Below are 14,014 nucleotides of genomic sequence, written 5' to 3'. Positions count from 1 at the left end.
GGACCGGCGGCGCGGCGCTGGTTTCCAGGCCGTTGGGCCGCGCCGTCGGGCGGAGCTAGTTGCGGGACTCGGGGCCGCTGTGCGGGGTCTGCCGCGCGGCGTCCATCGCGGCGCGGTCCTTGCCGGTCGCCTTCGGCGTGGTGTCGGCCAGCCGCTGCCGGTCGGCGCGGTCCTCCTTGTCGCGCAGGTAGCCGAGGAACATGCCGTTGGTCTTCTCGATGCGGGCCATGACGTCCTTTCGGGACAGCGGTGTTGGGGTTGAAGGAGGGATCAGCGCTTGGTGCGCTTGGTGCCGAGCGCGCCGAGAAGCCGCTTGATCGGCCCCTCGGTGAAGGTGTGCACGTCCCAGTCCGGGTCGTAGCCGCGCAGCTGCTTGGGGATCGCGGCCACGACGGGGCGGCCGTTGCGGTCGGGCTGGTGCCCGTACTGCTTGGCCATCACTTGCCGTCCTTGCGCTGCACGGCCTTGATGTCGCGGCGTCCGGCGCGGGCGTTGGCGCGCGCCTCAGCGTCGCTGCCGCCGCCGGCCCGGGTCGCCTCAGCGATGGCGCGGGCGTACTCGTTCGGGTTGATCGAGTCGATCAGGTTCTTGCGTGCCACGGTCAGGACTCCTGTCTTGGCGCGCCGATCTGGCGGCCACCGCACACGACCGGAGACGAGATGCCCCCGCGCCGGTCGTGGCAGAGACCGCCCCGGCTAGCGCCTGACGGGCGCCGGGCAGTCCTGACAGCGGGACGGAGCCTTGCGGTTGCCCCAGACGCTCACCTGGTGCCCACACGGGTAGGTGTGCCAGGTCGATTGCGTCGGGGCGGTATCGCGGACGAAGCGGGACTGAGACACTGGTCGTTCCTCCTGATGCCGAAAGGCGGATGGGAAGGGACCGGCGGCACGGCATCTGCTTGGCGGTAGGGGCCGTGCCGCCGGGCGGAGCTAGTTCTCGTGGTGCATCAGGTGCGCCAGGGCCGCGCCCATGCCGAGCACGGCGACCGGGATGCAGGCCACCACGGCGGTGACCGGCCACGGGGCGGACTCCCAGCCCCACGAGGCCATCAGGTGATAGGCGACCTGGCCGAGCGCGCCGATGATCAGCGAGCCGATCGCGGACGCGCGGGCGAAGCGCAGGGCCGCGCCGGACACCATCCCGGACAGCCACACGTAGAGGGCGTACGCCGCGTAGGTCTCGACACCGATGGGGAGCGTGATCGCGGTGTCGAGCACGACCTGATCGGCGATGCCGGGCAGTAGCGCGACCTCACCGAACCCGGTGAGCCTGCCCATCTCCACCCAGCCGCCCCAGATCGCGACGAACGCGGGCAGGCAGAGCAGCAGCACCGGCCAGGTCACCGGCCGCTTGCGCGTCACCGGCGCGGCCGGGGCGGTCTCGGCGACCGGCGGGGTCGGGTCAGCAGTGATCTCCGTGCCCGGGTGTCCGGCGGGAGAGAGCAGCGGTGACACCTCACGCGGCGGGGGCATCTCATCCTCGGTCAGCTCCGGCGCGGACTCGACGGGCAGAATGACCGGTGCCGGGTCCGGCACGGTGACCGGCGGGGCCGGGGTCTCGCCCAGGACGGGCGCGGTACCGGGCCGGGGAGTGGCGACGTCGGTCAGTGCCTCCCGCAGCAGCGTGGCTTTCGGGGCACCGATTCGGAACCGCTTCATGAGCTGGTTGCGGGAGGGAACCCCACCGAGTTCGTAGGACAGCTCCAGCGCATCCCGCAGCAGCTCGTCAACAGCGGGCGGGTACGCGCTCGGGGCAGTGGTCGGGGCAGTCATGCGGAAACCTCCGGGTAGGCGCAGGGAACGCACTCGCCGAGCGAGCGCGAGATGACGTAGGGCCGCACGGCGCGGCAGGTCGGGCAGGTCTTGCGAGCGCGCATCGCGGATGCGAGCGCGGCGAGCACGGCCGGGGAAGCGGTGCGCTTCGGCCGGGCCAGATCGAGCCGGTAGAGGTAGGCGGCACGAATGCCACCGACCCCAGCCCAGAGCACTTGAGCGGCAACGGGTTGGCCGCCGGGGCAAAGCCCACGGTTGCGGAGCTGCCGCCGTGTGGCGTAGCCGTCCGGGGCACCGCGCCACCAGAACGTGGGGATGCCGTACCGCGTGCCGGCCGGATCGTGGAACGCGGCGCGAACGCGGGACATCAGGCCGCGTGGCGCGGCCTGGCCACGCGGTCGACCAGCGCCGCAGCCTCACGCAGCACGCGAGCCTCAGCGCGCCGGAGACGCTGCCAGTCCAAGTCGAACGGGCCGCCGCGCTCAGCGGCGTCCAGCACATCCAGCTCGGCTTCCATCAGGTCAAGCTCAGCGACGATCAGCGGCCACTCGTTCTCGATGGCCGCCAGCTCGGCGTCAGTCGGTTCGTCGATGTCGGAAAGACGGTCCCTCACGGGATACCTCCAAGGTTGAACGTCGGCGCGGCAACACACGAGAACGCGCGATGCCGCGCCAACCAGCGAAAACATGGATTGAATGCACGGACCTGAGCCGTGCGCGGCGGCCTTGTTCGGAGGGAGGCCGCAAGCCTGTTGGAGTTGTGAACGAACCGGTGCGCAGTGGTTCCAGCCGCGAACGGCGCAGCTAGAAGCCGCCTCCGCCGCGCTGGAAACCCACCAGCCATACTGTGGCCACGGTCCGTACTGTACGGACAATGGCGCTGACACGAAGGTGCCAGACGGGCGCTGCGTGTGTCAAGGGATTCTGTCTAGACTGTTCGTACAGTGCGGCGACGAGAGAGGGTCACCATGGCCGTGAGCAGGGAAAGAAGGGTTCCCGCGTGGGCGCAGATTGCCGACGCGGTCAGGGCTCAGATCTCCGCAGGCGAACTTGCGCCGGAGGATCGATTGCCAACCGAAGCGGAGTTGATGGCACGGCACGACGTCGCGCGTTCAACGGTTCGTCAGGCTCTCACGGCCCTTGTCAATGAAGGGCTGATTGTGCCTCGCGCGCCGCGCGGCTACTTCGTAAGGAACCGCAAGCCGCTGTTTTATCGGCCCCAACAAGAGTTCCGGGCGCAACCCGCGTATCCAGAGATGGATCGCTTTATGGCCGACCATTCCGCAGAAGGACGGGAGCCTAAGCAGGAGATCGAGGTAGCCATCGTTGACCCCCCGGCAGACGTGCGAAAACGTCTAAATCTGGCCGAGGGTGAATTGGCTGCCGTGAGGCGCCGGATACGCTATCTCGACGGGGAGCCTTACAACACGAATGACAGCTATTTCCCGTTGGCTGTTGTTCAGGGTAGCGAAATCATGAATCCGGCGGATATAGCGCGTGGAGCAAATGAGGTACTGCGTGAGTTGGGTTACCCGCAGACCCGTACGCTCGACGAAATTTACATCAGAATGCCGGATCCCAACGAGATCAAGCGATTGGAACTCGGTCCAGGCACTCCGGTTGCTTGCCATATCTGTACGGGTTTATGTGATGATGGAACGCCGATCCGCGTTGTAGTAAACATCCTTCCTGGAGACCGCCACGTCATCGTTTACGAGCGCGACGGTATGGAGCTGAGGAAGTGAGCAGCGAGCGGCTCGTCATCCGGCCGGCACGGCTGCAAGACCTGGACGAGCTTGTTGGCATCTACCAGGCCGCGCAGCGATGGTTGGCCGAGCAAGGGTCCGATCAGTGGGCGAAAAACACGGAGTCCAAAATCCGATCCAGCCTTACCGAGGCGATCGGCCGAATGGAGTGTTACGTTGCGCAAAATGCCGACGCTATCATTGGCATGATTACGGTCGACGAATTTGCGGACCCCGAATTCTGGCAAGCGGAGGATGCTCCAAATTCCGCTTTGTACGTCCATCGAATGGTCATCGACCGCAGTGCGTCCGGCCGAAATGTCGGTGGTCAACTGCTCGATAAGGCAGAAGAATTAGCCGCAAGCAAGGGGAAATCTCGACTTAGGCTGGACGCATGGCGTACGAATGAGAAGCTGCACGCCTACTATATGAAGCAAGGCTTCACGCTCGTGCGTATCGTCGAATTGGGCCATAGGGGTTCAGGCGCACTGTTTGAGCGCCGAGTCCACTGAATCACATGGCATTCGGTTATGCGTTGGCTTGCGGTGATACGAAAGTGCCTCGCTGCGGAACGGTAAAGACCAAGCCGCGCTCGCGGAGGACGGAAATCGCCTTCCGTACGGTATTGCGCGCGATGCCGAATTCTTGGACAAGCTGAGTCTCGCTCGGAATGGCGCGGTTCGGTTGCCACTCGCCGCGCTCGATCCGCTCCGCGAGGATGTCGGCGAGTTGGAGATAGATCGGTACGGGGCCGTCCGGTTCGATCACGACCCCGACGCTAGATGATCAGATTCGACCGGGTACCCGTAACTACAAGCATGAACGTTCAGGATTGTTGCTATACAAGGCTATACAAGATGACTACTCTGGCCCTTGGCCTGGGACTGCGCACCGAGCGGAGCACCGGCCATCAGGAGCGGCGGGGGTCGGTGCCAGGTAGGCCCGGCCCCCGTCAGCCATTTGCCCGGGGGAGCTGTGACGGCTGGGAAGCGCAAGCAACGGGACCCGAGCGCGCCGCACGTCGGAGACGTGCTGGTTCTAGCTGAGTCCGACTACAGATTCGGAGTCGGCCCGCTGTGGATCAGAGTCGACAGAGTCGACGGCTCAATCTCGACGGCCGATGGTCTGTGGTGGCGCATCGCCGGCATGTGCCGCCACGTTCCAACCGACCCCGGCGGTCATCGCGCTGTCGACGTGCGGGCAGGCGCGATTCCAGCAGCGCGTGCAGCGGGTGAGAGGAAGCCTGCCTAGGCGCAGGTGTCCGCCCGCACGTGTGCACCGCACCACGCCGGGAGGCTGGCCGACCAGATGCGCCAACCGCCCCGGTCGCGTCGCGCCTCGAAGTGCCACGGGTGCGACTCGCCACGAAGGATCGATGAGCCGACCGGCGCGTCGGGTAGCGACCACACGCCGGCCACATCGACGGTGACGGCCGCGCGGCCTTCGGCTTCAACTTGTTCCGTCGCCGCGCCCCACGTGAGCCGGGACGGCAGGTCCTGGCCGCGCTCGATCTCAGCGCGATACGCGGACCACTGGTCGAACAGCTCGTCACGCCGGCCATCGGCCAGCACGCGCCGGACGCCGAGTTCCTCTCCGTTCGATAGGGCGTAGAGATAGACCGTCACGGCCGCAGCCGGCGAGACCTCCCCTTGACCCGCTGCCCACGTCTCCCGCGCGAACCACACGACCGGGATTGACGCGATGCCGAGACAAAGCAGCGTCGGCATCGCCAGGAACAGCGCAATCGCGGTCCACGGAGAGCGCCGTCGTTGCGGCGCGGCACTCGGCGGAGCGCCATGCGGCGGAAGCGCGGCATATGGATTCACGATCAACAACGATCGGCGTAGATCAACCCGATTGGCAACCGTGATTTGATCTAGCGTGAGGCAAGCCACATGAGGTAACCGTGCCGCTGCTCCCTCGGGCGGTCGGAAGCCGACCACCGGCCTTCAAAACTCCGAATTTCTGGTCTCAGACTTGGTCTCGTTCGCGTACGTCCGCGTCTAGTCGCGGTCGTACGCACAGCCCGTCTGACCTGCGCGGGCGGACATCAGCGGACGATGCCGGACACTCGATCTTGGCCCTGAAAATCGGAAGGTCGGCGGTTCGACCCCGCCCCTGGCCACATAGCCTTTCGCCGGGCTATCGAAGCGCTGACCAGCGGAAACGCGGTCGGCGCTTTTTATTTGCCCGAGTGCGACTACGGCCGGTGCTGCTCACCGGCGAGCAAGCGAATGATCCGCACAACTGCCGACGGTGGCGAGGACGCGCAAGCACCACTGTGGACCTCCTGTTTTCGCGGCCGGACAACCTCCGGCGATGCCCATCGCGTTCCTGCGTCAGGCACACGATGGAGGTAACCATGCGCCGGTTGTTCAGCACCGTCCTGGTGAGCGCCCTGATCGCCCTCACGTTCGGTACGCCCGCACACGCCGCCGCCGAGCCGGCCGGTTCCGGCTGGGTCCGGATCCCCAGCCCTCCGTACGATTATCCGGCCGGTTTGACCTGCGACTTCGCGCTGCACGGCGACCCGATCGTGGACGAGGTCTACTACAGGACCCTGACCACCAAGCCGGACGGTACGCCGCGGACGGAGGCGGCGTTCGGCCCTCTCGTCTTCCTGGTGACCAACCTTTCCACCGGCGCGACCACCCGGGGAGACGCCAGCGCCAGCGGGGTGATCACGCACCACGACGACGGCGCCCTGACCTACCGTGTCAGCGGCCCGCTGATGGTCGGCTTCCGCGAGGGCCGGGGCACCCTGCCGCGCGGCTTCTACGTCATCGACGGTCCCGCCTGGACGCTTCACATCTCCGCCGGCAACTACCGCAGCCTCTCCGGCGCCTGGCGAATTCGGAAGGATCTCTGCGCCGCCCTCAGCTGACCGGCCGGGTCGCCTCCGCGATCGCCGCGGTCAGCAGGCTGCCGAGCGTGTCGTGTACGACCAGGCCCGGCCGGTTGAGCTCGCCCAGTATGCGCACGTCGGCCCGGCGCGGGTAGCCCGGGTCGGCGCCGACGACCAGGCGCCGTCGTTCGCCGAGCGCCTGCCCGTACTCGAACATCGCGATCGGCTGCGTCGTCACCGCCGGGTCGGACGCCGGGAACCACATGAGGGTGAGCACGCCGGGCAGGTGCAGGTGCCGCTGCTCCCACGCGACCTGCGCCGGCCCGGCCGCCGGATCGTGGATGGGGAAGTCGGCCCGATTCGGGTTGAGCACGATCAGTCCGGCGGCGAGGAGCGTCTCCGCGGCCCGGTCGTGCCACCGCTCGACGCCGGTGATGCCACCGGCGAGGAACACGGCCGGTGGGTCGCCCGGCGCCGGCTGATACGGGTGCGGGGCTTCGAAGTAGCGATTCACTGCGGCTCTCCGTTCTTACCGCTCGATGGCAGCCAGGATCCGGTCGATACCGTGCACGACGACGGCGCCGCCGGCAAGATGCTCCGCCTTGCCCGGCTTGTTGGCGTATCGATCGCCGTGACCCCGGTCCGTTGCGCGGCCACGAGGTCACTGACGGAGGCGCCGATCAGGACACACTCGCCGGGCTCCGCGCCCAGCTCGTGCATCGCGGCGAGGACCGGGCCGCCACGACGACGGCTCCTCCACCCACCTGGTCCACGGCCCGCTGACGGTCGGCTTCCGCCTGGCCAGGGCAACCTGCCCGCGGCTACTACGTCCCCGACAGCCCCGCCTGGCGCCTCGACGTCTCCCCAGACAACCACCGCACCGTCTCCGGCGCCTTCCGCATCCGCCAGAACCTCTGCGACGACCTCAGCTGAGACCGAGACCATCGGACATGCGGAAGGCCCGCAGCACGCGGGCCTTCATGCGAATACCGCTCGTGCAACCTAGATCGACGTCCATCGCGATGGTGCGCCAACAAACTCGAGAGATGGAGAGGCTCCGTCGTCTCAGCGCCGTCGTGTGGACCGAGTTCGGCAGGCGAGCAAGCGAAGGGCGCGGTTCCTCTCGATGAGGAACCGCGCCTTCCTCGGCGGCTGACCCGGTAGACGCGTCTACTTGCCGGTCCCGGTGATCGACCACGTGGTCGTGAACGTCGCCGCCTGGCAGGTGTTCGGTGCGTTTTCGAGCAGGGTGATGACGTCGAGGAGCTTCACGTCGGCCTCCTGCCCGGCGCCGATGGTAATCGGACCGCTCTCGATGTTGATCGGGTTGACCTGGATGTGGCCCGCGCAGTTGTTCGGGGTGTTGCCGGTACCGGTCACCGCGGTATTGGCGACGGAGCTGACCTCCATCGGAATCTCGTTGTTGTTCTTGACCCGAACGATGACGTCGGCCGGGTGGCCCGGCCAGAGCGCTCGCTGGTCGTTCTCGTAGTCGGTCGAAGGAACACCGACGACAGAGAGAGGTGCGAGGTCGCCGGCCTGAGCTGCGGCAGTGGCGGAAGTGCTCTCGGTGAAGACGGCCCATGCGACACCACCGCCGATGGCGATCGCGGCGACAGCTCCGGCGACGGCGATGGTGGTGCCGCGCTTCTTGGCGTTGGACATGGTGGATCTCCTTTTATTCTGGGCGTTCTGTCTGTTCGGCGCTGTTCGCCGGATAAGCGTTATGGGGTCGGAGTTCGAGTGACAGCAGCGGCTGGACTGGGCGGGACTTCGTCTTGCCGGCCGCCGTCAGTCGACGGCACGGGTATGGCTTCAAGGTTTGGCGTGCTCATGTCGGCCGGTGTGCTGGTGCCGGTGGGCGACCCTGGAGTACCGCCGAGCCGTACCGTTGGTGTGGGGGGACTGGAGGCGCTCGACGTTGTTGCCGGGGTCGGAACACCGCCCGCGCCGGACTTCGGGCTCCTCGCTGCGGACGGCCTGAGATCGTCAAGAACAGCTGGGCTGGGCGACGCCGGAATGGTGGCTGTCGCTCCGACCTCGACGATCGTGTCCCGCGTGTAGCCGGCTTCGGCGAGGGCGCTACCTGTGACGGTGCCGACAGACACGATCGCGGAAAGCGCGACCGCAGTCGCTACCGCGAATCCTGCATAACGTCGGTGCATCGTTGACCTCTCCGATTCGGCTATTGCTGCCGGGGAGAAGTTTGCCGTGATTGATGATTCGTGTGCATCGGTTCTGCTGGTGGTGTTGGAGTGCAGTCCGGTGGCTTCAACGCGCAGGTTGGCGGGCTGTCACCCTCGGAGGGCGGAGTGATGATGGCGTGTCGGCTTAGCCTGTTCGTGGATTAATCGCGTACGCGACAGTTCATGGCGGCGTGTCCTGCTGCGGCGACGAATAGCGGCTGTGCACGGCATAAGTCGTCACGATCCGAGCCAGGGCGGCTATGCAGGGAAGAATTCTCACGTATCGAATAGCGGCTGCCGGCATCCCTCGCCATTGGTGATCGACATTGATTAGAGCGACAAGTCTGAGGTCGCCATCGGGGCCTAGGCGAATGCCCTGACCGTCAGGCGTGGACCGCGGAGTTCCGGGGGCTCGAGCGAGGGCGTCATCGGCTCGCCTGTGAGGGTTATTCAGCGCGGCGACCTCACGCCGCGTTGCCGCAGGCCGGTGCCGTCGGGGCGCAGCGCGCTGAATAACCCTCTGTGTCCCGGTGGATACTGCTTGATCGCGTTGGCGTCGATCCCAGATGAACATTGCCGCGAGCTGGGCAATCCGAAGGCCAACCGGGCCGGGTTCGGCAGTACCGAGGAAGAGGTCTGCGCGGCACGTGCCGTTTATGCCGGCTTGCTGTGCGGCGATACTGCCGCACACGCTCTCGATGAGTTGGCCCTCGTGGCGACTAGGGACCTGGTCGCACTGTTGTGTTTCGAGTCGGATCAGTCGCGGTGTCACCGCGGCGTCTTGCTACGAAACGTCGGCGGGTAGGCGAGGCTCAACCTCTGAAGATCGAGCGTTGGCCTCGGGGGAAGGTTTGCTCTCGGCCCGCTGGAGGACGCGCGTCGGCAAGAGGTTTCCGTGTGCTCACGGCATGTGGAGGCTGAATCCTTGGTTAAGCGGCTGAACCGGTCAGTTCCGCGGCGCCGTTCGCGATGTCGATGTGGAAGGTCATGCCGGTGGTGCGGGTAAGTTTGGCCAGGGTTTCGAAGTTGGGCTGGTGCTCGCCCAATTCGAGCCGGCCGATGGCGGCCTTGTTCATGCCGACCTGCTCGGCCAGCTGGCGCTGACTTAGGCCATGGTGCTCGCGGTAGCGGACGACGACGACGGCGACCTGCCGTGCGATGACGAGCCCGTCCCACTCCTGCCGGAACTCCGGGTCGCGGCGCTGGTCCTCGATGACCTCGCCAAGCTTCTTCATCTCGGAGAGCTTCATGGTTGTACCTTTTCGCAGGCGGATGGCCGCCGTTCCCGGCGGGCAGTGTCCGGTCATGTCGAACTCCCGGTGTTCTCCTGATCTTCTTCGACGGTGGCCAAGCGATCAAGCGCCGCCGCGACGGCCCGATGGAATCCCCGACGATCCTGATCTGCCTCGGGCCCGATGGCGGCGACCACGGACGCGCTGTCGAAGTCGCGGAAGAACGCCCTGTATGGGCAGCGTCCTTGCCGCGGCCGTAGTTCCCGGAGCGGCTCATCCGTCATCTGGATGTGTTTGGCATGTGGCTCGCCCAGAATCGGGCCGATCTGTTCCAGCTTTTCGATGGCATGGACGAGCGCGGTGCGCTCTCGAATAACGATCTTGCTGAGCTCAAGTTCAGCTTCCGGATGCACATAGACGGGCCACAGCACCCGGCAACGATAACAAACTTGTTATCGCCCTTCAAGGGATTCGTTGAGGGTGTCGACCAGGTGGTCGACGCGCTGGGAGTCGGTGAGGTGGTGGGTGACGTAGGCGAAGGTGTAGTTGCGGGTGGGGTCGGTGAAGGCGCAGCTGCCGCCGATACCGCCCATGCCGTAGCTGCCGTCCGGCTCCAGCTGCATGCCGAGGGTCCAGGTGACGTCGCGGTTCAGGACCAGGTCGGGGCCGGTGTAGGAAGCGGTCGTCAGTTCGGTCACCAGCCACGGCGGGAGGATCGCGGGGAGCGCGGTGTAGAGCCGGGCCAGCGCGGTCGCGGTGCTGTGCAGGTTGACGGCCGGGATCTCCGTGGCGCGCCACAGCGGGCCGTTGATGACCGAGGCGGACGTCGCGCCGGCGGGGGAGGAGAGCGCGCGGTGCTTCCAGGTGCCCGGCGACCCCAGCGGGTCGGCCGGCCAGGCCGGGACGAGGTCGGCGCAGCGGTCGATCTGGGACGGCGACAGGCCGAAGGCGAGATCCAGATCCCACGGTACGGCGATCTCCTCCCGCAGGAACGTGCCGAGCGTGCGGCCGTCGACCCGCCGCACCAGCTCGCCGAGCGCGTGGCCGTAGGTGAGGGCGAATTCGCCCGCCACCGTCCCGGGCTCCCAGGCCGGCGGCGTGGCCGCCAGTGACGATGCGAGCAGGTCCCAGTCGGCGAACGCGGTCGAGGGCAGATCCGGCGGGAACGCGACCGTGCCGGCCGTGTGGTCGAGCAGCTGCCGGATCGTGGCCGCCGGCGTGCTGAACTCGGGCCAGTGCCGGGCCACCGGGTCGTCCAGGCTCAGCCGGCCCCGCGCCACCAGCAGCAGCACGCACAGCGCGGCCACCGGTTTCCCCACGGAGTAGACGCCGGCCAGTGTGTCCGGCGTCCACGGCACCGTCGATGACGAGTCTCGCCACCCGCCGCACAGCGAGACCACCTCGGCACCGTCGTGGATCACGGTGAGCGCGGCGCCGGTCTCCGCGCCGGAGGCGAACAGCGCGGCGAAGGCGCTGCGTAGCGGCTCGAACGCGGGCGAAACGCTGCCGTTCAACGGGATCACGGTGGGAAACGCTACAAGACGCGGGCGATCACGAGTGGCATGCTGGCGGGCATGGGGCAGCCGGAGCAGGTCGATGTGGTCGTTGTCGGGCTCGGCGTGGGCGGTGAGGAGGCGGGCGGCCGGCTGGCCGCTGCCGGGCTCAGCGTGGTGGGCATCGAGAGCCGGCTGGTGGGTGGTGAGTGCCCGTACTACGGGTGCATTCCGACGAAGATGATGATCCGCGCGGGGAACGCGCTGGTCGAGGCGCGCCGGGTGGCGCAGCTGGCCGGGCGGTCGACCGTGACGGCGGACTGGGCGCCGGTGGCGAAGCGGATCCGCGAGGAGGCGACCGACACCTGGAACGACAAGGTGGCGGTGGACCGGTTCACGGGTAAGGGCGGGCGGTTCGAGCGGGGCACCGCGCAGATCGTCGGGCCGAACCGGGTGCGGGTCGGCAACACCGAGTTCGTGGCGCAGCGCGGCATCGTCGTGGCGACCGGGACCGCGCCGGTGGTGCCGCCGATCGACGGGCTGGCCGGCACTCCGTTCTGGACGAACCGGGACGCGGTCGAGGTCGAGCAGCTGCCGTCGTCGCTGGTGATTCTGGGCGGCGGTGCGATCGGCGTCGAGTTCGCCCAGGTCTTCGCGCGTTTCGGCGTGCAGGTGACGCTGGTGGAGGGCGCGAGCCGGGTGCTGGCGGCCGAGGAGCCGGAGGCCTCCGAGGTGGTGGCGACGGCCCTGCGGGCCGACAACGTCGACATTCACACGGGGGTACGCGCGGAGCGTGTCCGGCACGACGGAGCCCGCTTCGTGGTGGGCCTGTCCGACGGCTCCGAGGTGTCGGCGGTGAAGCTGCTGGTGGCGCTGGGCCGGAAGGCGGAGCTGGGCGAGCTGGGCCTGGACGAGGCGGGCGTGGACGCGTCCGGCCGGTTCATCGAGGTCGACGACCGGCTGCGGGCCGGGGAGAACGTGTGGGCGATCGGCGACGTGACCGGCAGGGGCGGGTTCACGCACATGGCCATGTACCAGGCGGACATCGTGGTGCGGGACATCCTGGGTCAGGGCGGGCCGGGTGCGGACTACCGGGCGCTGCCGCGGGTGACGTTCACGGATCCGGAGGTCGGCGCGGTCGGGCTGACCGAGCACCAGGCGCGGGAGCGCGGGCTGAACGTGCGGGTCGGCGTGACGGACGTGTCCGCGTCGTCGCGCGGCTTCGTTCACGGGCCGGGCAACGCCGGCGTGATCAAGGTGGTGGCGGACGTGGACCGGGGCGTGCTGGTCGGCGCGACGTCCGCGGGCGTGACCGGCGGCGAGGTGCTGAGCGGCCTGGCGGTGGCGGTGCACGGCGAGGTGCCGGTCGCGACGCTGCGAAACATGATCTACGCCTACCCGACGTTCCACCGGGCGATTCACGAGGCCGTCAAGGCGCTCGACTGAGCTCTTCTGACCTGGCGCGCCCGGACCGTCGACATGTGCCGGTGCAGGAGCAGCACAGGCCGGGTGAAAATGGCTCACGGATTTGCAATCCGCTGACGCCGGCTTTCCATAACACGACAGCTATCGGTTCGGTTCTTTCGTCATGGAGCAGTAGCATTGCGGCCGTGACGAGACGACTGACCGAGGTGGCGAAGAAGGCCGGCGTCAGCGAGGCCACCGTCAGCCGGGTGCTGAACGGGCGGGAGGGCGTCTCCGAGGCGACCCGCACCGCGGTGCTGACCGCGCTCGACGTGCTCGGTTACGAGCGGCCGACGAAGCTGCGCGGCGAGCGCGCCCGGCTGGTCGGCCTGGTCCTGCCCGAGCTGCAGAACCCGATATTCCCGGCGCTGGCCGAGGCGGTGACCGGCGCGCTGGTGCAGCGCGGCTTCTCGCCGGTGCTGTGCGCGCGGACGATCGGCGGTGTCTCCGAGGTCGAGTTCCTGGACATGCTGCTGGAGCACCAGGTCTCCGGCATCATCTTCGCCGGCGGCAACTACGCGATGGCGGACGCGTCGCACGAGCACTACAGGAAGCTGACCGACCGCGGGCTTCCGGCCGTGCTGGTCAACGCGGGTGTCGACGGCCTGGGCTTCCCGCTGGTGTCCACGGACGACGCGGAGGCGGTGGAGCAGGGCCTCGCACATCTGATCTCGCTCGGGCACACCCGGATCGGCGCGCTGCTCGGCCCGGCCGACCACGTGCCGTCCCGGCGGAAGCTGGCCGCGGCCGAGGCCGCGGTGGCCGCGCAGGGCGGCCGGGTCGGGCTGACCGTGGAGCGGTCCGGGTTCTCCACCGAGGGCGGGCGGGCCGCCGCGGCGAAGCTGTGCAAGCAGGGCGTCACCGGCATTCTGTGCGCGAGCGACGTGCTGGCGCTGGGTGCGGTCCGCGCGGTGCGCCGGCTGGGGCTTCGAGTGCCGCAGGACGTGTCCGTGGTCGGGTTCGACGACTCCGCGCTGATGAACAGCGTGGATCCGCCGCTGACCACGGTGCGCCAGCCGATCGAGGCGATGGGGCAGTCCGCGGTGGAGCTGCTGGTGCAGCAGATCGACGGCGCGGAGATCCCGGCGGACGAGTTGCTCTTCGAGCCGGAGCTGGTGGTTCGCGGCTCGACCGCTCCGGCGCCCCGCGGCTAGCCGGTCGCGCACGAGTCCTGCCGGCAGACGGGATGAGCCGGCGGACGCTGCACCGGCCACGAACCCTCAAACGGCCCCCGGTCTGTTGACCGTGGGCCGTTTTGCGCGCTCCGGGCGCGTACCG

The 14,014-nt window shown here is 68.0% G+C and carries 19 protein-coding genes; 6 read left to right on the top strand and 13 right to left on the bottom strand.

The window, feature by feature from the left end:
* Positions 1-55 precede the first annotated feature (55 nt).
* From J2S43_RS33905 to J2S43_RS33880, 6 genes are all read right to left on the bottom strand, one after another.
* Positions 56-229: a hypothetical protein gene (locus tag J2S43_RS33905; protein ID WP_306836105.1), complete on the bottom strand. Its 174-nt coding sequence runs from the start codon at positions 227-229 to the stop codon at positions 56-58.
* Between the two features lie 41 nt (positions 230-270).
* Entirely contained in the window at positions 271-438 is a 168-nt protein-coding gene (locus tag J2S43_RS33900; protein ID WP_306836103.1) for a hypothetical protein, read from the bottom strand.
* Positions 438-599: a hypothetical protein gene (locus J2S43_RS33895; RefSeq protein WP_306836100.1), complete on the bottom strand. Its 162-nt coding sequence runs from the start codon at positions 597-599 to the stop codon at positions 438-440. The genes J2S43_RS33900 and J2S43_RS33895 overlap by 1 nt, the downstream gene beginning before the upstream one ends.
* A gap of 330 nt (positions 600-929) precedes the next feature.
* Positions 930-1,772 (bottom strand): ABC transporter permease, encoded by an 843-nt coding sequence (locus J2S43_RS33890; RefSeq protein WP_306836097.1) that lies wholly within the window; start codon positions 1,770-1,772, stop codon positions 930-932.
* Complete coding sequence (locus tag J2S43_RS33885) at positions 1,769-2,140, bottom strand: RRQRL motif-containing zinc-binding protein (RefSeq protein WP_306836094.1); 372 nt, start codon at positions 2,138-2,140, stop codon at positions 1,769-1,771. Before J2S43_RS33885 ends, J2S43_RS33890 begins: the two co-directional genes overlap by 4 nt.
* On the bottom strand, positions 2,140-2,385 hold the full coding sequence (locus J2S43_RS33880; RefSeq protein WP_306836092.1) for a DUF6284 family protein: 246 nt from the start codon (positions 2,383-2,385) through the stop codon (positions 2,140-2,142). Before J2S43_RS33880 ends, J2S43_RS33885 begins: the two co-directional genes overlap by 1 nt.
* A gap of 354 nt (positions 2,386-2,739) precedes the next feature.
* On the opposite strand from J2S43_RS33880, the gene J2S43_RS33875 reads away from it, so the two are divergent.
* Positions 2,740-3,516 carry a GntR family transcriptional regulator gene (locus J2S43_RS33875; RefSeq protein ID WP_306836090.1) on the top strand — a complete coding sequence of 259 codons (777 nt, stop codon included), beginning with the start codon at positions 2,740-2,742 and terminating at the stop codon, positions 3,514-3,516.
* Entirely contained in the window at positions 3,513-4,028 is a 516-nt protein-coding gene (locus J2S43_RS33870; protein ID WP_306836088.1) for a GNAT family N-acetyltransferase, read from the top strand. The genes J2S43_RS33875 and J2S43_RS33870 overlap by 4 nt, the downstream gene beginning before the upstream one ends.
* A gap of 16 nt (positions 4,029-4,044) precedes the next feature.
* Here the strand turns inward: J2S43_RS33870 and J2S43_RS33865 are convergent, their stop codons facing one another.
* Together J2S43_RS33865 and J2S43_RS33860 are read right to left on the bottom strand one after the other, a co-directional pair.
* The gene (locus J2S43_RS33865; protein WP_306836086.1) at positions 4,045-4,284 is read right to left on the bottom strand and encodes a GntR family transcriptional regulator; all 240 of its coding nucleotides are present in this window, start codon (positions 4,282-4,284) and stop codon (positions 4,045-4,047) included.
* Positions 4,285-4,763: 479 nt separating this feature from the next.
* Positions 4,764-5,243, bottom strand: a complete 480-nt coding sequence (locus J2S43_RS33860) for a hypothetical protein (protein WP_306836083.1) — start codon at positions 5,241-5,243, stop codon at positions 4,764-4,766.
* Positions 5,244-5,878: 635 nt separating this feature from the next.
* On the opposite strand from J2S43_RS33860, the gene J2S43_RS33855 reads away from it, so the two are divergent.
* Positions 5,879-6,400 (top strand): hypothetical protein, encoded by a 522-nt coding sequence (locus J2S43_RS33855; RefSeq protein WP_306836081.1) that lies wholly within the window; start codon positions 5,879-5,881, stop codon positions 6,398-6,400.
* Here J2S43_RS33855 and J2S43_RS33850 read toward each other — a convergent pair.
* Together J2S43_RS33850 and J2S43_RS33845 are read right to left on the bottom strand one after the other, a co-directional pair.
* Positions 6,393-6,875 (bottom strand): nucleoside 2-deoxyribosyltransferase domain-containing protein, encoded by a 483-nt coding sequence (locus tag J2S43_RS33850; protein WP_306836079.1) that lies wholly within the window; start codon positions 6,873-6,875, stop codon positions 6,393-6,395. The genes J2S43_RS33855 and J2S43_RS33850 overlap by 8 nt on opposite strands.
* 656 nt (positions 6,876-7,531) lie before the next feature.
* Positions 7,532-8,026 (bottom strand): hypothetical protein, encoded by a 495-nt coding sequence (locus J2S43_RS33845; RefSeq protein WP_306836078.1) that lies wholly within the window; start codon positions 8,024-8,026, stop codon positions 7,532-7,534.
* Between the two features lie 960 nt (positions 8,027-8,986).
* Between J2S43_RS33845 and J2S43_RS42340 the strand changes: the two genes are divergently transcribed.
* A complete protein-coding gene (locus tag J2S43_RS42340) occupies positions 8,987-9,352 on the top strand; it encodes a DUF488 domain-containing protein (protein WP_370881692.1) in 366 nt (121 codons plus the stop codon).
* A gap of 124 nt (positions 9,353-9,476) precedes the next feature.
* On the opposite strand, the gene J2S43_RS33840 is transcribed toward J2S43_RS42340, so the two are convergent.
* The 3 genes from J2S43_RS33840 to J2S43_RS33830 are packed head-to-tail and all read right to left on the bottom strand — an operon-like array spanning position 9,477 to position 11,302.
* Positions 9,477-9,797, bottom strand: coding sequence for a helix-turn-helix transcriptional regulator (locus tag J2S43_RS33840; protein ID WP_306836076.1), 321 nt, complete (start codon positions 9,795-9,797; stop codon positions 9,477-9,479).
* Positions 9,798-9,850: 53 nt separating this feature from the next.
* Complete coding sequence (locus tag J2S43_RS33835; RefSeq protein ID WP_306836073.1) at positions 9,851-10,210, bottom strand: type II toxin-antitoxin system RelE/ParE family toxin; 360 nt, start codon at positions 10,208-10,210, stop codon at positions 9,851-9,853.
* A gap of 21 nt (positions 10,211-10,231) precedes the next feature.
* Positions 10,232-11,302, bottom strand: a complete 1,071-nt coding sequence (locus J2S43_RS33830) for a serine hydrolase domain-containing protein (protein ID WP_306836071.1) — start codon at positions 11,300-11,302, stop codon at positions 10,232-10,234.
* A gap of 51 nt (positions 11,303-11,353) precedes the next feature.
* Between J2S43_RS33830 and J2S43_RS33825 the strand changes: the two genes are divergently transcribed.
* Entirely contained in the window at positions 11,354-12,718 is a 1,365-nt protein-coding gene (locus J2S43_RS33825) for a dihydrolipoyl dehydrogenase family protein (RefSeq protein ID WP_306836070.1), read from the top strand.
* Between the two features lie 164 nt (positions 12,719-12,882).
* A complete protein-coding gene (locus J2S43_RS33820; RefSeq protein WP_306836068.1) occupies positions 12,883-13,890 on the top strand; it encodes a LacI family DNA-binding transcriptional regulator in 1,008 nt (335 codons plus the stop codon).
* Positions 13,891-14,014 lie beyond the last annotated feature (124 nt).

This window comes from Catenuloplanes nepalensis (assembly GCF_030811575.1).
GTDB lineage: Bacteria > Actinomycetota > Actinomycetes > Mycobacteriales > Micromonosporaceae > Catenuloplanes > Catenuloplanes nepalensis.
This window is presented reverse-complemented; position numbering and strand designations above follow the sequence as displayed.